The sequence below is a fragment of the Cohaesibacter sp. CAU 1516 genome (assembly GCF_005771485.1).
Taxonomy (GTDB): Bacteria; Pseudomonadota; Alphaproteobacteria; order Rhizobiales; family Cohaesibacteraceae; genus Cohaesibacter; species Cohaesibacter intestini.
The window spans coordinates 1,273,211-1,294,196 of sequence record NZ_VANT01000001.1; the positions used below are offsets into that span (position 1 = coordinate 1,273,211).

The 20,986-nt window shown below is 54.6% G+C and carries 18 protein-coding genes; 9 read left to right on the plus strand and 9 right to left on the minus strand.

The window, feature by feature from the left end; translation table 11 throughout:
• Positions 1-2 precede the first annotated feature (2 nt).
• The 3 genes from FDK21_RS05805 to FDK21_RS05815 form a co-directional block, all read right to left on the minus strand.
• The gene (locus tag FDK21_RS05805) at positions 3-284 is read right to left on the minus strand and encodes a cytochrome c (protein ID WP_138147769.1); all 282 of its coding nucleotides are present in this window, start codon (positions 282-284) and stop codon (positions 3-5) included.
• A 77-nt stretch (positions 285-361) separates the two neighbouring features.
• On the minus strand, positions 362-2,440 hold the full coding sequence (locus FDK21_RS05810) for a calcium-binding protein (protein ID WP_138147770.1): 2,079 nt from the start codon (positions 2,438-2,440) through the stop codon (positions 362-364).
• Positions 2,441-2,678: 238 nt separating this feature from the next.
• Complete coding sequence (locus FDK21_RS05815; protein WP_138147771.1) at positions 2,679-4,865, minus strand: FdhF/YdeP family oxidoreductase; 2,187 nt, start codon at positions 4,863-4,865, stop codon at positions 2,679-2,681.
• 320 nt (positions 4,866-5,185) lie between these two features.
• On the opposite strand from FDK21_RS05815, the gene FDK21_RS05820 reads away from it, so the two are divergent.
• Complete coding sequence (locus tag FDK21_RS05820; RefSeq protein WP_138147772.1) at positions 5,186-5,506, plus strand: hypothetical protein; 321 nt, start codon at positions 5,186-5,188, stop codon at positions 5,504-5,506.
• 134 nt (positions 5,507-5,640) lie between these two features.
• On the opposite strand, the gene FDK21_RS05825 is transcribed toward FDK21_RS05820, so the two are convergent.
• Together FDK21_RS05825 and FDK21_RS05830 are read right to left on the minus strand one after the other, a co-directional pair.
• The gene (locus FDK21_RS05825; RefSeq protein WP_138147773.1) at positions 5,641-7,881 is read right to left on the minus strand and encodes an EAL domain-containing protein; all 2,241 of its coding nucleotides are present in this window, start codon (positions 7,879-7,881) and stop codon (positions 5,641-5,643) included.
• Between the two features lie 244 nt (positions 7,882-8,125).
• Positions 8,126-9,487, minus strand: coding sequence for a LacI family DNA-binding transcriptional regulator (locus FDK21_RS05830; RefSeq protein ID WP_348639238.1), 1,362 nt, complete (start codon positions 9,485-9,487; stop codon positions 8,126-8,128).
• Here FDK21_RS05830 and FDK21_RS05835 point away from each other — a divergent pair.
• The 8 genes from FDK21_RS05835 to FDK21_RS05870 all read left to right on the plus strand — a co-directional run bounded on the left by FDK21_RS05835 (position 9,457) and on the right by FDK21_RS05870 (position 17,371).
• Positions 9,457-10,788 carry an ABC transporter substrate-binding protein gene (locus FDK21_RS05835; protein ID WP_114008715.1) on the plus strand — a complete coding sequence of 444 codons (1,332 nt, stop codon included), beginning with the start codon at positions 9,457-9,459 and terminating at the stop codon, positions 10,786-10,788. The genes FDK21_RS05830 and FDK21_RS05835 overlap by 31 nt on opposite strands.
• A gap of 101 nt (positions 10,789-10,889) precedes the next feature.
• A complete protein-coding gene (locus FDK21_RS05840; protein WP_114008714.1) occupies positions 10,890-11,837 on the plus strand; it encodes a sugar ABC transporter permease in 948 nt (315 codons plus the stop codon).
• The gene (locus tag FDK21_RS05845; RefSeq protein WP_114008713.1) at positions 11,834-12,772 is read left to right on the plus strand and encodes a carbohydrate ABC transporter permease; all 939 of its coding nucleotides are present in this window, start codon (positions 11,834-11,836) and stop codon (positions 12,770-12,772) included. Before FDK21_RS05840 ends, FDK21_RS05845 begins: the two co-directional genes overlap by 4 nt.
• Positions 12,769-12,957, plus strand: coding sequence for a hypothetical protein (locus tag FDK21_RS05850; RefSeq protein ID WP_138147774.1), 189 nt, complete (start codon positions 12,769-12,771; stop codon positions 12,955-12,957). The genes FDK21_RS05845 and FDK21_RS05850 overlap by 4 nt, the downstream gene beginning before the upstream one ends.
• A 3-nt stretch (positions 12,958-12,960) precedes the next feature.
• Positions 12,961-14,058, plus strand: coding sequence for an ABC transporter ATP-binding protein (locus FDK21_RS05855; protein WP_138147775.1), 1,098 nt, complete (start codon positions 12,961-12,963; stop codon positions 14,056-14,058).
• Positions 14,051-15,049 carry an ABC transporter ATP-binding protein gene (locus tag FDK21_RS05860; protein ID WP_114008710.1) on the plus strand — a complete coding sequence of 333 codons (999 nt, stop codon included), beginning with the start codon at positions 14,051-14,053 and terminating at the stop codon, positions 15,047-15,049. Before FDK21_RS05855 ends, FDK21_RS05860 begins: the two co-directional genes overlap by 8 nt.
• A gap of 9 nt (positions 15,050-15,058) precedes the next feature.
• The gene (locus tag FDK21_RS05865) at positions 15,059-16,684 is read left to right on the plus strand and encodes a dihydroxyacetone kinase subunit DhaK (protein ID WP_138147776.1); all 1,626 of its coding nucleotides are present in this window, start codon (positions 15,059-15,061) and stop codon (positions 16,682-16,684) included.
• 198 nt (positions 16,685-16,882) lie between these two features.
• Positions 16,883-17,371 (plus strand): GNAT family N-acetyltransferase, encoded by a 489-nt coding sequence (locus tag FDK21_RS05870; protein ID WP_138147777.1) that lies wholly within the window; start codon positions 16,883-16,885, stop codon positions 17,369-17,371.
• 63 nt (positions 17,372-17,434) lie between these two features.
• On the opposite strand, the gene FDK21_RS05875 is transcribed toward FDK21_RS05870, so the two are convergent.
• Genes FDK21_RS05875 through FDK21_RS05890 form a run of 4 tightly spaced genes read right to left on the minus strand, consistent with a single transcriptional unit; the run spans position 17,435 to position 20,983 of the window.
• Entirely contained in the window at positions 17,435-18,625 is a 1,191-nt protein-coding gene (locus tag FDK21_RS05875; RefSeq protein WP_138147778.1) for an NnrS family protein, read from the minus strand.
• A 35-nt stretch (positions 18,626-18,660) separates the two neighbouring features.
• Complete coding sequence (locus tag FDK21_RS05880) at positions 18,661-18,879, minus strand: hypothetical protein (protein ID WP_198662849.1); 219 nt, start codon at positions 18,877-18,879, stop codon at positions 18,661-18,663.
• A 17-nt stretch (positions 18,880-18,896) separates the two neighbouring features.
• Entirely contained in the window at positions 18,897-19,070 is a 174-nt protein-coding gene (locus tag FDK21_RS05885) for a protein NnrT (protein ID WP_138147779.1), read from the minus strand.
• A gap of 14 nt (positions 19,071-19,084) precedes the next feature.
• Positions 19,085-20,983, minus strand: a complete 1,899-nt coding sequence (locus tag FDK21_RS05890; protein ID WP_138147780.1) for a VWA domain-containing protein — start codon at positions 20,981-20,983, stop codon at positions 19,085-19,087.
• Between the last annotated feature and the right edge of the window lie 3 nt (positions 20,984-20,986).

Here is a 20,986-nt window from a genome sequence, read left to right on the forward strand (position 1 = left end):
AGCTACTGTAGACTATTGAGATAGGCGACTAACGCTTCGATTGTTTCGCGTTCAAACTCAAAGTCAGGCATCGTTTCGAAGCCTCCGGTTGCCATGGTGACCTGTTGCAGGTCGGCATCACGGATGTCACCGGAATCACCGGATTTCGCATCCTCGCCGTGGCATTCGATGCAATTGTCTTCAAACAGGATTTTGCCGGCATTGATCAGTCCGTCATCCTTCGCCTGGACAGGGCAGGCTGCTGCAATCAACAACATAAGCGTTGCGAGGAAAAAGCGGGGCATGGTGGCGGCTTTCTGGCTTGATGATGTCTGCCGTGGCCGCTTTGCGCGGCCACGGTTTGCTTGTCTTTAAAGGGAAATCACTTTGGCAGGTTTGGCGAAAAGATGAATAGCTGACCGCCCTGGTCGGCCTTGACTTCTTTCACTGCGCCAGCGCTTTCGCCTTTATGCTGAACAACACCGATGAGCGTGGAGTCGTTCAGAGCGATGGTGCCGTTGATCTTCTGCTGGCCGGTTCCTGCCAGTTCGTCCGCGGTGTAGAAGGAACCGTCCGATTTCTTGGCGATCAGGGAGGAAATATTCCACGAACCGGAGAATTCGGTCGAGGTTGCCTTTTTGAAGGTGCCCGGATAAGCGGCGATCTTGTTGGCAGCGCGCGGGTTCTTTTTGCCGCCAGCAATTGCCAGCAGATAGCCTTTGCCGGGCTCTGCAAGGGTCATGTCTGCGGCGTTCAGAGGCAGCGCCATCTTGCGCTCGCCTAGGGCGTTGCCGGAATCCTCATCAAGGAACAGAACGTCCTTGTCTGCAGCCTTGACCCAGTAAAGGCCATCAGGTGCCACGGTCTTAGCGGAGCCATCCTGCCAGGTGGAATGGTCGCCTTCACCGCCATGCTTAATGCCTTTGTCTGCCACATCAATGGTCAGGGCTCCGTCAACGGCTGCAACCGTGCGGGTTGCCTTGACAGGAAGGGTGGCTGGCAAATCGCCGTTGGCTGCATCAAAGACCGCTTTCATATCACCAAAATCCAGACCGAGCAGGCCGCCCTTGTAGGTCATGGCCTGAACGTAACGGGTCTTGGTGATGTCTGGATCAACGGCAGGATGCTCGGCTTTGGAATCGCCAACAAAGAAAGTGTGTCCTTCTGGCTGCTCGCCAGCGTCCTGCCATTTCAGCATTTCGGTTTCACGGACGGATACGCCTTTGTCCCAGCCTGCCCACTGATAGGACGTGGGCGCGAAGACGGCATCAAACCTGTTGGGTGCGTCGGCGTTTGTCAGATAGGCGTCGAACATTTTCTCTTTGGTGTCAACTTTTTCGATGCCAAGAGAGGCGAATTTGTCGTTGGCCAGAGCCAGACCATAGAGCTTGCCATAAAGCAGGCCGTTGCGTGCGAGGAACTGGTCACGCTCGGAGGCATCTGAAGGCAGAGGTTTGCCGTCAACACCAACGCCCTTTTTGCCGACATAGACCTTCAGTGGTGCAGGCTCGACATCATGGTTGTAGCCAGAGGCGACAATCAGAACATAGTCAGGATGCTGTGGGTTGAGCGGTGCCAGTTTCTCATAACCGGTCTGACCAAGGGCTGGGACCGTATAGGCAACCTGATTTTTCACGTCGACGACGATCGAAGCCAGGCCCATGGTGTCGTGTGTGTCGATTTCGGATTTGACGACTTTCTTATCTTCAGTGGTGTCAAACATCCGCTGGATGTTCCACTCTTCGGCCATCAGATAGGCGTCGTCAGCAAAGCCGATGCCCGCGCCATATTTGTTGGCAGGCTCGAACCAGGACCCGCAGAAGGAGTTGACGAAGAAGTCAGCCTCTTTCAGCTGCATCTTTGGGGCATAGTCGACGACGGTGCCGTCTGGCTTGGTCTGATTGCCCCAGACGCCGCCTTCGGACTTCGGTTTCATTTCATTGCCAAAGACATTGAAAATGCGATTGTAGAGATGGCCGGAGCCTTTGACGATCTCGGCAGAGATCTTGTCGTTGCCAAGGAATCTGGCCAGCTCAATGCGGTCAAAGTCGATGACATGCACCTGAGAGCCGGTGAAGGTGGCACCGGTTGCCATTTTCTGGGCAACAGTCTCGGAAGACATCGGGCCGTAGCTTTCGGACTGGTAGGCGATGCGAACAGTGTTCTCGTCGATCAACCAGGCGGAATGGCCATCGGGATAGCCGGTCAGTGGCTGGCCGGACATCTTGTCCACTTCGCCGACGGTGGCGAGTGGCTTCATGGCAGAGATATAGGGAAAAGCGGTGTCGCCGGAGGCGCCATCAATGGTGGCGTGTGCAGGGTCGACTGCGGTGGAGGCTTCCGGGATCAGGGCGGTGACTTCGCCGATATTCTTGATATGGCCGTCTGCAAAGGCAGACATCGCGGTCGTGCTGAGCAAAGCTGCGGTCAGGGTCAGCGTCTTGATCATTGAAAAATTCATGATAGTCCCTCAATTGGTCCAAATGCAACGAAACGGATGACAGCGGCATGTGGTCGGGGTGCTGTCTCCATTCAGGCTTCAGACCTAAGAGGGGTGGATATCGGTTATGTGACGAAACATGCAATAATTGCGATGTACGACAAAATATCACAGCTTTTTCCTGTCAGTCAGGCAGGGGCTGTGAGAGCCCGTCCTGTCCTCCAGATCAGACCGGCAATTGTTGCTGCGATAGGCGCGTTTAAGTTTGCGGCGATTTCGCTCGCGTGACATGGACGGGAACTGACTTGAAGGCAGGTGTCTTGCTGCGCGGATCCACTTTGGTATCGGTCAGGATATTGGCTTCGGGATAATAGGCGAGGATCGAGCCTTGAGGCAGTCCGAAGGGATAGACGGTCACCCCGTTCATCGTCCCGTTGGGTGAGGTGACGTTGGCCTTGGCTTCTGCTTCAATGCCCAGTCTTTTCATGTCGTCTGCATTCATGAGAATGGACCAGCGGGTCTTTGTGCCGCGATAGGTGTCCTTTTCTTCATAAATGATGGAGTTGAACTGACCTTCGCTGCGCATGGTGGACAGGATGAAGTCACTCTTTTCCTGTGTTGGCAGAGCGTGGGTGACAAAGCGCGCTTTGCCGTCAGGCATATTGAAGTCCGGGCTGTGAAGGATCCGGTTGTGAATGTGGAATTCCCGTTTGGCTACATCGATGTCGGCAAGCTCTTCCATGCCGGGAACTAGATTGGCAATGGCTTTGCGCAGTTGGCTATGTTTGCCGAACTGTTTGAAGTCAATGATGTCATCTCCCAGCAGGCGGGAGGCAATAGCAGACAGGATGACGGATTCTGGTCGCACATTGTCGAGGCGGTGAATACCACCATCGGACAGGCGGACATAGTTGAACATGCTTTCCTGTGTGGTCGGTTCCCATTCTTCGTCGCGGGCGGTGACCGGCAGGATCAGAACCTCGCCATCGCCCAGTCCATTGACGTGACCTTGATTGAGTGTGGTGGTCATGAAGAGTTTGAAGCCGATGCGCTCCAACGCCTCTTTTGCCCATTTGGTGTCAGGTGTGGCTGCATAGAGATTGCCGCCCATGATAATGGCTGAATCGATCTTGCCGTCATGCGCTGCCGACAGGGACGCCATGGTATCAAGACCCTTTGTGTCCGGCAGCGTGATGCCGAACGCCTGTTCCATCTTGGCCATGATCTCATGGGGCAACACCGGCTTGACGCCAATCGTGCCTACGCCCTGAACATTTGAATGGCCACGCAAGGGGAGTAGGCCGGCATCAGGGCGGCCCACCATGCCGCGCATCAGGGCGAGGGCCGCAATCATTTCGACATTCTCGACGCCATGCAGGTGATGGGTCATGCCCATGCCCCATGCAAAGACCGCGGACTTTGCTCGGCCATAAATAGCGGCGACCTCTTCGATTTGCGCGCGGTGAACGCCGCATCTGTTGGTGATCTCATCCCATGTCGTGGCGTTGATATCCGCCAAGAATGTGTCAAAGCCGTTGGTGTGGTTGGCGATGAAAGCGTCATTGAGACTGCCTGCTTCAATCAGCGCCTTGGCGAGCCCCTTGAACAGTGCCAGATCCTCTCCAATCTTGGGTTGAAGATAATGAGAGGCGACATCGCGACCGCCAGTCATCATGGCTCTGGCGCTTTTGGGGGAGGCGAAGCGAACCAGACCCGGTTCTTTTGCCGGATTGATCATCACCACGTGACCACCGCGTTTGCGGCATTCGAGCAGCTTATGGATGAAGCGTGGATGATTGGAGGCTGGATTGGCACCAATCACGAAAATCAGATCGGATCCCGTCAGATCTGCCAGTTCAACGGTTGATGTGCCGGTGCCGATGGTCGATCCCAGCCCCATGCCTGTGGCTTGATGGCAAAAATAGGAACAATTGGTGACATTGTTGGTGCCATACATTCTGGCCATCAATTGAAACAGGAAACCGGCTTCATTGGAGGAACGGCCTGAGGAGTAGAAAAAGCTTCTGGCCGGGTCCGTGGCTTTCAACTTGTCCGCCACAATCTGCAAAGCGTTCTCCCAATCCATTTTGGTGAAGGATGTTGCTCCTTGCGCCTTGTATAGGGGAACATTCAGGCGACCGAGGGTTTCCATCTCCCGGCCGGTCAATTCCTGAAGCTCAGCGATGGTGTGTTTGTCAAACAGTGCATTGGGGATCGGCGGCTGAATATCAGTCGACTGGGCCTGAACGCTTTTGTTGCAGACCGCCGGATATTCGCCAATCTCGTTGACCATGCCGCCCGCTTGACCGCCCATGCCAAGAGCGCAGGACTTGCAGGTGTTTTTGCTCGTCAAGGCTTTGGCCGACTTCACCACACCGATCTGGCGCAGTGTGTTGAGGGTGTAAAGAACCTTCTTGTGGCCGCCGCCGACAATCTGTTTGGACATGGATCATTGCCTTTACTGGACTTTTGTCTTCACGTCGGACCGTTCCCAATTGGATGCGGTTTCTCCAACGCTGTCTTACGGATAGAATAGTGAAAGGATGTCTCAGCAGCAATGCGTATTCAGTGTGAAGCCTTTATTGTTCCTGCCCTTCGCGAACCACCGCGCGCCAGCTCACACTGTCTTATTGGGCATAAACCCCTAGTACATCTACCCCAATTGCGAGATCCCACGGTCAGTGAAATATTTTGACCCGTTGGAACACTGTCGGCCGAGCACAGGCAGATCGTGTTTGGTATAAGTGTGGTGAAATTGGAGGAACCATGTTTGGGGGACAAATAAGCAAATCGATCATCCGAGCCATCTCCGTTAGTCTGGTCCTTTCAGGCGCATTGATGGTCTCGACACCTCCGGCAAATGCCTATGTCGTCGTGAAGCGTTTCCATCAGTCGGCGGCACCCAATAGAGAGGAGTCTGATATTACCGTCATCCGTTGCCGGAATGGCCTTAGCTATTACATCTACTCGTACTATCGCACGAGTGGACCGCGCTACCGGGTGATCATTCCTCCGCATTGGGGAAAGCCGGTCGGCGGGCATGACTATCACTATTTCGAGCAGGCGATCAGGGCTGCCTGTTCGTGAGGGCAAATCCAGTGCTCACTGGTCTGTCGATTGCAAAGAAGATGACTTGATGTTGGGCGGACATGCGGTTCCGCCCTTCTTTTTTCGGACTAGTCGAGCCTTTGGGGGCCTCGTTGCTTGCATCCCAATTCAGGTTAGGCTGAAGCCCGTTGGTGTTCTGTATCCAAAAACAGCAAGTTGGGATCTGTCACCGGTATGGGCGTTGAGGTGCCGATGTTATCGACAAAAGGTACGATTTGATCGGCAGACAGCGGCCGGCTGAAAAGATAACCCTGAAAGACCGAGCAGCCGAGTGCAGCAAAAGTCTCGACCTGCTCGTCGCTTTCGACCCCTTCGATAATGGTTGATATGTTGAGCGAAGCAGTCAGTTCCTGAATGCTTTTGACGATTTGTTCGTTGACGCTGTTGGCAATGGTCAAAGAGCGATCGATCTTGACCACATCCAGCGGAAGTAGGCGTAAATAATGCAGTGATGTGTAGCCCATGCCGAAATCGTCGAGTGCAATTTTGACGCCAGCATCGCGAAGCCGCGTCAGACAGTCGATGGAGTGCATCTCCGGCAGCAGAGCGGTGGACTCGGTGATTTCCAATTCGAGCAGCTTCGGTGACAATCCCACTTTGTCGAGAATTTGCAGCACGCGGACGTCAAAGTCTTTTTCAGAGAGCTGCCTTGGTGCGACATTGACCGAAATCAGCAGATCATGTGGCAGATGTTTGGACCATTTCACACGTTGCTCGCAAGCGATTTCCAGCACTCGATATCCAAGTTGGTTGATGACACCCAGATCCTCCGCCAGTGCCACGGTAATGGGCGGGGCGATCCGCCCGAAATGTGGATGCTCCCATCGCAAAAGTCCCTCGACGCCAATGACCCTCTTCTTCTTGATATCGACCTGGGGCTGATATTCAAGAAAGAGGTCGGTTTTTCCTTTGAGCGAACGCTGCAATTGGTCTGCCAATGCGCGCGCCATCCTACCTTCTTCATCGAGTTGGCCTATTAGTCGCATAGCTTGTCCCTGAAGTGGATTGAGGGTCGAGGCCTTCATCAGATTGCCAAGCACATGCTGATTGCGTCGGGTCGATAGCTGCTCCATCAAGCGAAGAAACGGATAATAGATCACACAGCCAACGGCCAGACCGACCATCTGCACCACAGAACCGGCTATGGAGCCAGTCACCAGATAGCCGCTGATCAGAGCAGGTGTGGTCCAGGCGATCGGGTAGGAAGTCAGGGGCATAAGATCCAGAGACATGGCCAGATAACCGATGATGATTTGGCAGATAGGGACCAGGATGAAGGGAATCGCGAAGATCGGATTGAGGATGATCGGGATGCCAAAAAGAAGCGGTTCGTTGATGTTGAACATGGCGGGCAGCAGGGCGATCAGAGCAAAGCGCTTGTATGTGGTCGATTTCGAAGCAAACAACATGACCAAAATCAGACTGAGGGTGCTTCCCGATCCGCCAAATCGCGCAAATAGATGGATCAATTGCGTGGTGACGATATGCTGTGGCGGCAGACCATTGGCCACCAAGGCGTGGTTTTCAATGGTGGCAGGAACAAAGGACTGTTCCGATACGACATGCAGAGTGCTGGTCCCGTGCAACCCAAAGAACCAAAGGACTTGCGCGGCCGTCTCATAGGCAATGGCGAAAGGGAGACCAAGTTCAGCTCCCTTGAATGGAGCGGAAATCAGAGTGTTGATGCTTTGAAGTATATCGGCATTGCCGCCAAGGATCAAAGCAGCCTTTGCGCCTGCAAAGATAATGATCGTGATGGCTGCCGCGGGGAGGGAGACAAAAACATCTCCAACCAATGGGTCGTGGGTTAATCCGGTCACAGGCAACCGGAACCAGCGCACTTCTAGAATTTTCAAATAAATCGTACCGGCCAGCGATGCGGTCAATGCGGCCGTCAACAGCCCCCGGCTCAGGCTCATGGCCGCACTGAGGTCCCCACCCATGGCGGGCGCAGCAAGCACCAGATAGCAGCACAGCACGACAGTGACCGTCACTATTGGATTTGCGATGATTCTGTCGGGCTTTTTGTTGTGAAGCTGGGACAGGATTGTGGCAAATCCAATGAGTACGACCAAAGCTGCGATGCCAAAGGTGCCGGCGATGATCAAATCCAGGGTCTTTACCAGAAATGACTGCCACCTATCTGGAATGGTGCTTTCAAGGATGTGAAAGGGCGAGTGTTTGACAAGAAGGGCAAGGGCACCAATCATGATCAGTGGAAAGGGCAGAATAAAACCGCGACGAATGGCAACGAAATAGTCTAGTCGGGTAAGCCAGTCTGATAATCCAACGATACGATCGCTTAGCGTGCGCGACTGGCAAGCTTCGTTTGTCATGTGTTTGTCCCCCGCCATTCTTCCTAGGGACCTGAAATTGATCCCGGCTCTATTCTTGAATAGGCTTTTTGAGCAACGTGTTTTTATCACACATGAGTAAAGTAATTAATAATCAGCAATGTCGTTAAACGGGAAGTATATTAAAGTTCTTGTAAATGGTTGCTTCAAATTGTTCGAATATCACGGCGCTATCGAAGCGCGGTTTGTCGTCAACGATTTACCCCATCGGTTCATCCTTTGGATTTTTCCACCGAGCTGGCTTTCAAAGATTGTCCTTCAGCAAGACTTCGATGCGTAGATTTTCCTGTTTCAGGTCTGGCTCTCTGTTTTCGCTTCTTGTGCGCAGCATCCGCACGGCCTTGCGTACAGCGCTGTTCGGGTTTTGCGCAATGATGGCGTCTATGTCTCCGGTTTTGAGAGCCTGTTCGCTGAAGGGTGTGCGTTCATGGGCAACCACGGTCAGGCTCGCCAGATCGCAAGATCGCGCACATTGGACGACGGGGGCGCGGGCTTCGGAACTCATCACATACAGGCCGACAATATCGTCATTTCTCTCAACCTGTCTGGCGATGATCCTGTGGGCGCGAGCGTCATCGGCGTAGGTTTCCAGTGAAGGCAAGACAGAGAGATGACCAAATTCGGTATTGATGATCTGATCAAAGCCCAGACGACGCTCGATGCTGTCCAGCGACTGCATGGTTTCCGAAATTACCATGATTTTGCCGGGCTGCTTGTCAACAAATCGCCCAATGATGCGTGCCGCGGTCGCTCCGGCTGCGAAGTTGTCAATCCCGACAAAATCCAGATCGTCATGGCTTTCCTGTCCTGACAGGAACTGAACGACCTTGATGTTGCGTTCCCCCAGTCGGGTCATCGCATCGCGCACCTGCGGCGATTCCGGGGCCATAATGGCGATGCCATCAACGTCGGTTACATCCAGAGTGGAGAGGTAATTTGCCACGGCATGTGGATTATTCATCGGCAGCTGAACGGTGTCCGCTGAGGCCAGTTCCTGCTGAAGGCTTTCATTGACATGACCGACTTGCTTGAGCAGTTCCTCAAGGTAGAGATCCCCTGCAGTGGGGAGAATGAAGCGCACTCTGTAGGCTTTGTTGCGGGCCAGACTGACCGCCGCAAAATTACGGACGAAACCAATTCTTTCAATGGCTTCATTCACCTTTTGAATGGATCTTTTGCTGGCGTTTGGCCGGTTGTTGAGCACGCGATCAACGGTGGCAAGACTTACCCCTGCGGCTTCTGCGAGATCTTTGGTTGTTGGCCTCATTTGACCCTCTTCTGGTTCTGAGGTGGTCACCTCAATATGAGATTTTTCGAACAAACCGCCTTGAAAAGCAAGCTGATTGGTAAAGAGAGTTAAAATTTTCTCTTGAATTGACGCACGTACCTCAGTTATGGTGACAGTGCGATGGGCCTTATGTAAATGGGAGTTTTTAAGGCATTTCATCGAATAGGGAGTGAAATCATACCAAAGTTGAGGCTCGTGCCTCGGTTTCGGTTTGCACCTTGGGCACGGCAGTGCTCGAGACGGCTTTGCTTTGTCTTTTGCGAGGTCGACATTGGGAGGAACATCACATGCAATCAAAGTTTTTGAATTCTGCTGCAATTTTGGGGCTGACCGTCGGCAGTTGCCTGTTTGGTAGCGCTGCGGCAAAGGCCGAGGATCTGACCCTGTGCTGGGCAGCGTGGGATCCGGCAAATGCCCTTGTTGAGCTCTCCAAGGATTTCGAAGCGAAGTCCGGCCACAATATGAGCTTCGAGTTTGTGCCATGGCCGAATTTCGCTGATCGGATGCTCAACGAATTGAACTCTGGCGGCAAACTGTGCGACCTGATGATTGGTGATAGCCAGTGGATCGGCGGCGCCGCAGAAAATGGCCATTATGTCAAACTGAATGATTTCTTCGAGAAAGAGGGAATCTCGATGGATGATTTCATTCCGGCGACCGTGACCGGATATTCGGAATGGCCAAAGAATACCCCGAACTACTGGGCATTGCCCGCCTATGCAGACGTGGTTGGTTGGACCTATCGCAAGGACTGGTTTGAACGCCCCGAGCTGCAAAAGGAATTCATGGAGAAATACGGCTACAAGCTGGATGCTCCTGAGACACTGGAACAGCTCAAACAGATCGGCGAATTCTTCCAGGGACGCGAAATTGATGGCAAGACCGTCTATGGAGCGGCCATCTATACCGAGCGTGGTTCGGAAGGCATCACGATGGGTGTGACCAATGCGCTCTACAATTACGGTTTCAAGTATGAGGATCCGAACAAGCCATACGAACTGGAAGGGTTTGTGAACTCTCCGGAAGCCGTTGCCGGGCTTGAATACTACAAGTCGCTTTATGATTGCTGCACCCCTCCGGGCTCCTCGGATTGGTACATGTCCGAAGATATCGACGCCTATAAATCCGGTCAGGTGGCCATGCAGATGAACTTCGCTTTCATCTGGCCCGGCGTTGAAGCTGATCCGAATGTCGGCGGTGGCAAGTCTGGCTATTTTTCCAACCCCAAAGGCCCCGGTGGTCACTTCGCGCAGTTGGGCGGGCAGGGCATCTCTGTGGTTTCCTATTCTTCCAAGCAGGATGCCGCTCTTGAATATATCAAGTGGTTCGCACAGCCCGAGATTCAGCAGAAATGGTGGGATGCCGGCGGCGCACCTGCTTTCCGAGCTGTTGTGGAAGCGCCGGACTTTGCAAAAAGCCAGCCTTTTGCGCAGACCTTCCTCGACTCCATGGCGATTGTGAAAGACTTCTGGGCAGAGCCTGCCTATGCCGATCTGCTTTTGGCCATGCAGTCCCGCGTGCACAATTACGTCATTGCCGAACAGGGCACAGCGAAAGAAGCGTTGGACAGCCTTGTCAAGGATTGGGACGAAGTGTTTGAGGATGAAGGCAAGAAATAGCCCTCTCTGAGCCCGGTTTATCCTCCTGGTGAGACGGCAATGCCGGAGACAAAGTGACGTCCCGGCATTGCCAGCCTGCACCCTTTTTTCAAGAGACTGTTATGTCGGAATCTGTATTGGAGCGTGCTGCGCGGTCCACGCCGCCGGATGTCGCTCATAAGATCACAGGATTGTCGGACAGAGCCATCGCATGGATCTTTGTTGCGCCAACAATCGTGCTGTTGCTGGCAATCAACATCTTCCCGCTGATCTGGACGATCTATCTCAGCTTTACCAACTATCGCGTCAACCGCCCCAACCGTGACGTCGATTTCATCGGGCTGCGCAATTATGAACGCATCCTGACAGACAATGACATCTGGATCACGATGCAGGCAACGGCCAACTTTCTGGTCTGGACCATCATATTGCAGGTTTTGATCGGCTTTTCTCTGGCCTATCTGATCAACAAGAAGTTCAAAGGCAACGATCTCTGGACGACCATCATTGTTCTGCCGATGATGCTGTCGCCTGCGGTGGTCGGCAACTTCTGGACTTTCCTGTATCAGCCGCAAATTGGTCTGTTCAATTACATCATCGGATTCTTCACCGGAGCGGATCCATCCAGCTTTACGATGATCGGGGAGGTGTCTCTGGCACCATGGGCCATCGTCATCGTGGACACCTGGATGTGGACGCCCTTCGTGATGCTGATCTGTCTGGCCGGTCTGCGCTCCATTCCCGACAGTATTTATGAAGCGGCGGAATGTGACCGGGCCAGCAAGTGGCGGCAATTCTGGACCATTACCATTCCGATGGTGCTGCCGTTCCTGATGTTGGCGGTGCTGTTCCGCGGCATCGAGAATTTCAAGATGTTCGACTTGGTGGTTCAGCTGACGGGTGGCGGTCCCGGTTCAACCACGGAACTCACCTCTATCAACCTCAAGCGTGAGGCTTTTGAGAAGTGGCGCACGGGCTATGCCTCTGCCTATGCGGTCATTCTGTTCGTGACCGTGTTCGGTCTGGCCTCCATCTATGTCAAGGCGCTCAACAAGGTGAAAGAAAGATGAGTTTCTCCGTCACAGAGCCGTCCAAACGGCAAAAATGGCTCGCCGGCATTCTGGTCATTTCCTACGCGCTGCTGACAATGCTGCCGTTGGTCTGGATCATCGCGACGGGCTTCAAATCCTCGCCAGATTCCATCGCCTATCCACCCAAAGTGGTCTTTGAACCGACGGTGGAGGGGTATGTGAACCTGTTCACCACGCAGACCCGTATCAATCAGAATGACACCACACAGATCACCGATGACATGCCGTGGTATGAGCGTCTGGTGCGCGAGAAAGGCAACACCATTGTTGGCCCATCCCGCTTTTCTGAACGGTTCTTCAACTCGGTGATCATCGGTTTTGGGTCCACCTTCTTTGCAATCGTTCTGGGGACCGCTGCTGCCTATGCCTTTTCCCGGTTCCGGGTGCCGCTGAAGGATGATCTGCTGTTCTTCATTCTCTCCACACGGATGATGCCGCCAATTGCCGTTGCAATCCCGATCTTTTTGATGTTCCGGCAACTGGGACTGAATGACACTCATGCCGGGATGATCCTGCTTTACACGGCGGTCAATCTGTCTCTGTCTGTCTGGCTGATCAATGGCTTCATTGACGAGATACCCATCGAATATGAAGAGGCAGCGTTGATTGATGGCTATACGCGGTTTCAGGCCTTCTACAAGGTGGTTTTGCCTCAGGCCGCCACCGGCATCGCCTCGACTGCGATTTTCTGTCTGATCTTTGCGTGGAATGAATATGCCTTTGCGGTTCTTTTGACCTCTGGCACCGCCCAGACAGCACCGCCCTTCATTCCAACGATTATTGGTGTCGGCGGACAGGACTGGCCGGCTGTTGCGGCAGGCGCAACCCTGTTCCTGCTACCGGTCATGGTCTTCACCATCCTTCTACGCAAACATCTGCTGCGTGGCATCACGTTCGGAGCTGTAAGAAAATGACGAATTTTGTCAATGGTTTGCTGCGCCTGAGACGTGGCCCCTGGGAGATGGTGGCATCCATCCTCATCGCACTTGGAGTGGTCATGCTGATGCAGCCAATGATTATGTCGCTGTTCACCTACTCCTTCATCATAACGCTGGTTGGCACTGTGATGTTCATCATCGTCAGCCATTTTCCGGAGTGACTCATGGCACAGATCAGAATTGAAAATGTGCGCAAGGATTTCGGTGCATTCACTGCGGTGAAGTCCTCGAGCTTCACAATCGAAGATGGTGAATTCTTCATGCTTCTGGGGCCGTCCGGGTGTGGCAAGACCACAACCCTTCGGATGATGGCAGGGCTCGAACTGCCGACCAGTGGACAAATTTATATCGATGGTGAGGAAGTGGGCATGAAGCCTGCCTCCCAGCGCGATATTGCCTTTGTCTTCCAGATGTTTGCGCTCTATCCGCACATGAATGTTGGGAAGAATATGGCCTACCCTCTGCTTAGTCAGGGCATGCCCAAGAAAGCGGCGAGGCAGCGGGTTCACGAAGTCGCTTGTATTCTGGGCATTGAGCATATGCTGGATCGGCCCGTGGGTGGTTTGTCCGGTGGGGATCGACAAAGGGTCGCCCTCGGGCGAGCCATTGTGCGTGAGCCCAAGGCCTTCTTTATGGATGAACCTCTGGGCGCGCTTGATGCGGAGTTCCGTGAGCATATGGCCGAGGAGTTGCGGGCGCTGCATGACCGGATGGGAGCAACCACCGTCTATGTGACCCATGATCAGCTCGAGGCCATGCAGATGGGGGACAAGATTGTCGTGATGAATCATGGCGTTGTCGAACAATTCGGTAAGCCGCAGGAGATATATGATTGGCCTGCAACCAAGTTTGTTGCGGATTTTATCGGTTCGCCGTCGATGAACTTTCTTGAGTTTGAAGGCATGATCGGGTCGGGGGCCAGTTCCGTTTCGCTGGATGGGCATCAGATCAAGGTGCCGGTGTTGCGCGAAGGGGCTGAGGGTCAGTTGTCGCTGGGCGTTCGTCCCGAGCATATCCATTTTTCTGACTCCTCCGCTTATCGGGGCAAGGTGCTGACGAGTGAATATCTCGGAACGACCCAGATCGTCATTCTCGAGACGCCAAACGGGGTCATCAAGGCCCGCATTTCATCGAAAGTGCCGGTGAAAGAAGGCGAGACTGTCGGGCTTCACTTCGATGAACGCACCCTGACCGTTTTTGAAGGCACCAAGGGACGTGCTTTGGTGTCGGAAGCGAATGAAGGAGTGCTGCATCATGGCTGAGGTTCGATTGGAAAATGTCACCAAGGCATTCGGCGACAACCTTGCCTTGAGCAATGTTTCCCTGACCATTCCTGATGGTGCCTTTGTTGTGTTGCTGGGGCCGACCGGTGCCGGAAAGACGACAACCTTGCGCATGGTTTCGGGGCTGGACGTGCCCGATAGCGGCGAGATCTTTATTGACGATCGGTCAATGAAGGGACTGACACCGGCCCAGCGCAATGTGGCGATGGTGTTCCAGCAATATTCGCTCTATCCGCATCTCTCGGTGCGGCAAAATCTGGAATTTCCGCTCAAGTCACCCCTGCTGAACACACCGGCAGATCAGATTGTCGAGAAGGTCAATCATGTGGCTGAAATCCTGCAGATCTCGCACAAGCTGGACAACAAGGCCACGGCCCTGTCCGGTGGTGAAATGCAGCGCGTTTCCATTGGTCGGGCGCTGGTGCGTAATCCATCCATCTATCTGATGGATGAGCCGCTCAGCTCGCTTGATGCCAAGCTGCGGGCTGATTTGCGGATCGAGCTGAAAAGCATTCAGGCCCATTCCGGAGCGACACTGCTTTATGTGACCCATGATCAGGTGGAAGCAATGACCATCGCGACCCATGTGGGCGTTCTGGATCACGGAAAACTGGTCCAGTTCGGGACGCCGCGCGACATCTATGAAAATCCGGTGAGCATTTATGCGGCCAGCCGCCTTGGGCAGCCTCGCATCAATATTTTGCCTGCGGATCTGTTTCCCAATGCCCCTGCCAATGCGAAGTCAATCGGGCTCCGACCCGAACAGATAGAGCAGGGGGCCGGGGAGGATAGTTTCGTCAAACGGGTAGAACATCTGGGAGATCAGACCCGGCTGCATCTCTCGTTCAAAGATCATGATCTGGTCACCGTGACCGACGCTCATACGGGCCTCAATAGCGGTGACATTGTCAAAATTCAGCCAGAGAAGCCATTCTACTTTGATGCAGATGGCGATCGCATTGCCAACTAGGGGAACACTATGGCCCATTTTATGAATAAAAAGGAAGACATGGTCCTCGAAGCCATCGATGCCGTTGTCTCCTCATCAGGACGGACATTGCTGCGCCTTGACGGGTATCCTCACATCAAGGTGGTGACCCGCAAGGACTGGGACCGCTCCAAGGTTGCTCTTGTTTCAGGCGGTGGCTCGGGGCATGAGCCGGCTCATGCCGGGTTTGTCGGCCGAGGTATGCTGACCGCAGCGGTCTGTGGCGACATTTTCGCCTCACCAAGCGTGGATGCGGTTTTGGCTGGCATTCTCGCGGTCACCGGTCCGGCGGGTTGTCTGTTGATCGTCAAGAATTATACCGGAGATCGGCTCAATTTCGGCCTTGCTGCTGAACGGGCGCGGGCCTTTGGCCTCAAGGTTGAGATGGTCATCGTCGATGATGACATCGCTCTTCCGGATCTGCCGCAGGCGCGCGGAATTGCCGGGACCCTGTTCGTGCACAAGATTGCAGGAGCTTTGGCCCAACGCGGTGAGGATCTGGAAACGATTGCCGAAGCGGCCCGCAAGGTGATTGCAGGGACAAAAAGCATCGGCATGTCCCTGAGCACCTGTTCCGTTCCCGGATCTCCAAAGGAAGACCGTATCCCGCAAGGTATGGCCGAACTGGGTCTTGGCATTCATGGCGAGGCGGGCGTTGAGCAGGTTGCCTTCACCCATGCAAGGGAAGCCATGTCGGCAATGGTTGAAAAGCTCGAAACCCTGATGACCGAAGAGCGCTATGTTGTCTTGCTCAACAATCTCGGCGGCACGTCGATCCTTGAGATGAATGTGCTGCTGTATGAGTTGAGCCAGTCCCGTATCGGTGAGAAGATCGAGTATATCGTTGGCCCGGCTGCCTTGATGACATCCCTTGACATGCATGGCTTCTCGATTTCGGTTTATCCCGCCAGCAATGAGGAAATCCAGTTGCTGGATCAGCCGACACCTGTGGCGGCGTGGCCGGGGGTTTGTGAGATTGCTCCGGTTGAAACTGTCTCCTTGCCAGATGGCTTGACACCGATCACCCCACTGCCAAGTGATCATGCAGCAACGCGGGAGTTTCTGATCGACTGTTGCAAGGTGTTGATTGCTGCGGAGGATGATCTCAATGCCCTTGATGCCAAGACCGGCGACGGTGACACCGGTTCAACCCTTGCCGGGGCCGCGCGTGCCCTGATTGATGCGATGGATCGTTTGCCACTGGCTGACCATACTCAACTGTATCGCGCCATTGGGCTGGAGTTGAGCCAGACCATGGGCGGTTCATCTGGTGTCTTGCTCGCCATTTTCTTTGCGGCGACAGGCGATGGCGCATCCAGCGGGTTGCCTGCACGCGAGGCCTTTCAAGCGGGGCTTGCTCGAATGCAGGAAATTGGCGGGGCTCGTTTGGGGGACCGGACGATGGTCGACGCGCTGGCTCCGGCTCTTGACGCGTTGGGTGACGGTATTGCAGCGGCTGCCAAGGCAGCCCGTGATGGTGCCAATGAAACAGCCTTGATGCTGAGCGCCAAAGCGGGGCGTGCGGCCTATATCAGCTCCAAGCAGTTGGAAGGGCACATTGATCCCGGAGCCGAGGCCATCGCGCGGCTGTTTGAGCATCTGCAAAAGCGGAGCTGACCAGCTACGGCCGCTTTGAAGAAAGGACTTGTTTGGCAATCATTCGAGGCTTTTCTGTTCCGCGAACCGCTGATGATGATGTGGGGAGAGGGTAGACGTGGTTTGGTTGGAATATGTCTCGGTTTTCCTTTGGATCCAGGGCACTATTCCAGCCTATATTGCCATGCCTACCCTCAGACAATGTGATAAAATTACTGGATGACCTCAGCCAGCCATTACACATTTCGAAGAGTGACCTTGGATGATCTTGCCTTGCTGGAAGCATGGCAGAAGACCCCGCATGTTGTCGAATGGTGGGATGCATCTGAACCCTATTCTGAAGCGGATTTGGCGGATATTCGGGTGGCGCGCTGGATTGTTTCACGCGCTGCGCGTCCTTTTGCCTTCATGCAGGATTATGCAGTGCATGGATGGGAAGAGCACCATTTCTCCTATCTTCCCAAGGGATCCCGGGGGATCGATCAGTTTATCGGTGAGGCTGACATGGTCGGTATCGGACATGGATCGGCGTTCATCGCCACGAGAATGCAATCCTTGTTCGATGATGGGGCACCAGTGATTGCGACGGATCCCCATCCAGACAATGAACGGGCAATCGCCGTCTATCGGAAACTTGGTTTCGAAAAAGTCGGCTCTCCTCAAGAGACCCGGTGGGGTTTGATCTTGCCAATGTTGGCTAGGCGATAATCAAACCCATCACAGATGTGCGGTCGCGTCGTTCATCTGCCTTGATCCGGGCTGACCGATGTTTCAGCTCCGTGGCCGCAGCAGAAGCGGTCCATAGACCATGGCAAAACCGGCGAATGCAACGAACCAGAGCCCACCCGCCATGTGGTAGAGCATATCTTCGGGCCAGAAACCGGCGATGAACCGGACGATGGTTGACGCCATGATCGCCAGATAGATGACGGAGGTTCCAATACCGGAATGAAGAGGTTGACCGGTATGCCCAAGGGATGCCCGTGTCATGACCGCCAAGGTCATGCCGCCCAGTGCGCCCGCCATCCAGAGATGTTGTGCTGCCGAGGCTGGCAGAATGTCAGGACGGACAATTGCAAATGTCATGGCGAATGCCCCCAGCGGTAGAAACAGATAGGCAAGATGCAGGATAACCACCAGTGGCTCGGAACGTGTGAACCAGCCCTTCCAGCGCCCTAGCCTTGCTGTGTGTCCAACACCGAAGAGAAACAACAAGGCCGCCGCGAGTGGAGAGTCTGGCCAGAGCACCCACATAATGAATGCCGGTATGCTCACCAGCAGAACCAGTTTGTCGAGGCGTTGCATGGGTGCGGCGGGCATCTGTTTGTAACCTTCACGCACCAGCCAATTGCGTGTGAAGGAGGGCACGATGCGTCCGCCGATGACGCCGATCATCAATAGGACTGCTGCCAGCCCCAAACGGGCCCCATATCCTTGTGCCGCATAGTACCCATTCTGCACATCGATGTGGAACAGAAGGTTGGCAAGCGTGAAGACGACAAGAAGCAACAGGATGATCAGATTGCGCCAGTTCTTGCCCGCCACGATCTCGCGCAGGATGACCAGCCCGAGCACAATCGGGAAAGCCAGATCACCGACTATCACCACCCAGTATGGCAAGGCTTGTGAAAAAAGGATACCGATACGACCGGCAATCCAAAGGCCGACAAGCCCTGCCAACGCCCAACCTATAACGGGCAGACGACCAGTCCAATTGGGAACGGCGGTCAGCAGAAAGCCAGCGATAATCGCGCCTGTATAGCCGAACAGAAAGGCGTGGGCGTGCCATGACACCGGGTCCATTTCGCTCGAGAGCGTGAGATTGCCGGACAGAGCCAGAATCCAAACCACCACCGCAACCGAGGCCCAGATGGCTCCCAGAAGAAAGAAAGGACGAAACCCGTAGCTCAGGATTGCAGGTCCTTGCCAGCGTCTCATTTGGTCTGCAGTTGATTGGCTCATTTGCGTGATCCTTGGGTGAAAATGGCTACACAGAGTCAGTGATGAGGTCCTGCATCGGCCTGATCCATGAGTGCCCGGATGTGACGGGCGAAAGCATAGGTGGCAGGCAGGCCGATCACGGCTCCAATCGCAATTGCTGCGGTGGTGGAAAGGATCGGACCTCCGATCCAGCTGAAAATTAGGGACGCGAAGAAGGCATTGACGGCCATCGCTCCAGCCCCGAAAGGATAGAGTGCCAAGGTGATTTTTTCCACTGACCAGCCTGTCCTTCTCATCGCCGAGACACCACACGGTGCACGCAGTATAGCGCGGCAATCAATGTCACGCTGGCCAGTGCGAACCATAATTCTGCAGTGGCTGATTGGGCCTGCGGGAGGGGGCGATCATAAGGGGCTGCAAGCGCGGAGACTGGCAGCATGGCGAGGGCGAATGTCAGGTAACGCATGTCGATCTTCCTTCTTATTGATCTCTTGTCAGTGTGCGGTAGATTTCAGGCAAGGCCCTGAGCAGACGCTCGGGGTCAGGCAGCAGTGTGAAGCCACCGCGTGCGAAGATCCGTGCGAACCAGTCCTGACCATCTTCGTCTATGATAACACCATGCAGGGTGAGACCGGCTCGACGCGCTTCTCGCACCGCCATGTGGCTGTCTTCAATGCCGTGTTGGCCTTCATAGTGATCCAGATCGTTGGGTTTGCCATCTGTCAGGACGATCAGCAACTTGCGCGTGGAAGGTTGCTTTTCCAGCTTGCTGGCAACATGGCGTATCGCTGCACCCAGTCGGGTGAAATGTCCCGGTTTGAGAGAGGCGATATTGTCGGCGATGGTTTGGCTCATAGGATCGTCAAAGTCTTTGACCTTGGTTAAAAAGACACGATCGCGTTTGAGCGAGGAAAAGCTCCAGATCCCCAGATGATCGCCCGCGGCATCGATGCCAAAGGCAAGCGCCGTCATCGCGTCCTTGGCGACATCGATCACCGAGGTGTCGCCAATCGCGGCTTCCGTGGAGCGGGAGGTGTCAATGAGGAAAGCGACGGACAGGTCGCGCTCGCTCTGGCGTTGATCCATCCAGATCCGGTCACTGCCATAGCCAGTTGCCATGAGGTCTGTTTGCATGCAGATCAGGGCATCCAGATTGAGCTCGGCACCGTCGATCTGACGCGGTTGTATTTTGCGCCTGGGTCTGAGGGCTTCGAACTGTTTGCGGACTGCGCGAATGCGGCGCGGATCGGCAACGAAGCTGTCACTGGCTTCGGGGTGCGCGGGGGCTTCCAGCACACGACAATGACCATCAAGATAGCTTCGTGTCCGGTGATCCCATTCCGGATAGACAAATTCTCCCGCCAGTTTTTCATGCAGGCTGTCGGCAGGCGACAGGTCGAGATGAAGTCTGAGCCGGGAGGCAATCCGCCTGTCATGCTTGGACAGGGTGATGCGATCCTGATCTTCGGCGGCTTTTTGGGCATTGTCGAGATCGTCATCATCAACACTGCGATTGATGTTCATGGACTCGACCCACGACAGGATTGATTCAAACCTGTGAATGACAAAGCTGTCTTTCCGGTTGGTTTGCTCTTGCTCTTTTCGCTCTCCCACCTTGCGCGACGTTGTCGCACCAAATGGTGCCGTTGCGGTGTCATCGCCTGTCTGCTCATGACTTGATGACCCCGCTTGGCGGTGATCGAACCGCAGCCAGAGGGGAACCGTCATGAAGGGAGCGTGGTTGCGTCCCTGTTTGTTTAGAGATGGACGATCCACGCTCTCTCTGCCGAGGACCGCCAAGAGTGCAGCTTCAATTTGTGCCTCAGCACCAGCCTTGGGTAAAGCCTTTCGCTGGCTGAGGTGATGTAGACGCATTTGCTCGAAGGGCGCGGCCAATCCGGGACAAGCCTCAAGTGACCGGTCCGTTGCCTTACGGTTGGCTTCAATCTGTGCCCAGTCTTGTTGCGGACAGGCTCCTTGGGGCGAGGTGTTGATGTCGTCTTCAGGACGGTTCAAAGCCGCAAGGGCCGTCAGCCAGAAGTAACAGGCACGATTGAGTGCGCGGCTTGGAAAATGGGAGATGGCCGGCGGCAACCGGAGGCGTTCTGCGTCAAAGCTGGCCACCCATTCACGATCTCGCTCGGCACCGAGCTTGCGCAACTGGGGCCGTCGATGCTGTACAAGCGTGGCGGGAGATGGCACCAAATCGACGGATGGACTGCCTCCCAATGCCCGGAAAAGCAACAGAAGGCTGGTGCCCAGACCGTCAAGTGAGACCGCTTCATCGGGATAGCTGGCGTCGATCCCCATGCCACTGGCCAAGTCGTGCCAGAGGTTGCCAACGGTTTCTTCCGGTTCCATCAAGTCGAGCAAATGCATGAG

What these genes read in the sequence shown, in the direction of transcription:
- FDK21_RS05805 (WP_138147769.1), bottom strand. Translation starts at nt 284, where the DNA reads ATGCCCCGCTTTTTCCTCGCAACGCTTATGTTGTTGATTGCAGCAGCC.
- FDK21_RS05810 (WP_138147770.1), bottom strand. Translation starts at nt 2,440, where the DNA reads ATGAATTTTTCAATGATCAAGACGCTGACCCTGACCGCAGCTTTGCTC.
- FDK21_RS05815 (WP_138147771.1), bottom strand. Translation starts at nt 4,865, where the DNA reads ATGTCCAAACAGATTGTCGGCGGCGGCCACAAGAAGGTTCTTTACACC.
- FDK21_RS05820 (WP_138147772.1), top strand. Translation starts at nt 5,186, where the DNA reads ATGTTTGGGGGACAAATAAGCAAATCGATCATCCGAGCCATCTCCGTT.
- FDK21_RS05825 (WP_138147773.1), bottom strand. Translation starts at nt 7,881, where the DNA reads ATGGCGGGGGACAAACACATGACAAACGAAGCTTGCCAGTCGCGCACG.
- FDK21_RS05835 (WP_114008715.1), top strand. Translation starts at nt 9,457, where the DNA reads ATGCAATCAAAGTTTTTGAATTCTGCTGCAATTTTGGGGCTGACCGTC.
- FDK21_RS05840 (WP_114008714.1), top strand. Translation starts at nt 10,890, where the DNA reads ATGTCGGAATCTGTATTGGAGCGTGCTGCGCGGTCCACGCCGCCGGAT.
- FDK21_RS05845 (WP_114008713.1), top strand. Translation starts at nt 11,834, where the DNA reads ATGAGTTTCTCCGTCACAGAGCCGTCCAAACGGCAAAAATGGCTCGCC.
- FDK21_RS05850 (WP_138147774.1), top strand. Translation starts at nt 12,769, where the DNA reads ATGACGAATTTTGTCAATGGTTTGCTGCGCCTGAGACGTGGCCCCTGG.
- FDK21_RS05855 (WP_138147775.1), top strand. Translation starts at nt 12,961, where the DNA reads ATGGCACAGATCAGAATTGAAAATGTGCGCAAGGATTTCGGTGCATTC.
- FDK21_RS05860 (WP_114008710.1), top strand. Translation starts at nt 14,051, where the DNA reads ATGGCTGAGGTTCGATTGGAAAATGTCACCAAGGCATTCGGCGACAAC.
- FDK21_RS05865 (WP_138147776.1), top strand. Translation starts at nt 15,059, where the DNA reads ATGGCCCATTTTATGAATAAAAAGGAAGACATGGTCCTCGAAGCCATC.
- FDK21_RS05870 (WP_138147777.1), top strand. Translation starts at nt 16,883, where the DNA reads ATGACCTCAGCCAGCCATTACACATTTCGAAGAGTGACCTTGGATGAT.
- FDK21_RS05875 (WP_138147778.1), bottom strand. Translation starts at nt 18,625, where the DNA reads ATGAGCCAATCAACTGCAGACCAAATGAGACGCTGGCAAGGACCTGCA.
- FDK21_RS05885 (WP_138147779.1), bottom strand. Translation starts at nt 19,070, where the DNA reads ATGCGTTACCTGACATTCGCCCTCGCCATGCTGCCAGTCTCCGCGCTT.
- FDK21_RS05890 (WP_138147780.1), bottom strand. Translation starts at nt 20,983, where the DNA reads ATGCATTTGCTCGACTTGATGGAACCGGAAGAAACCGTTGGCAACCTC.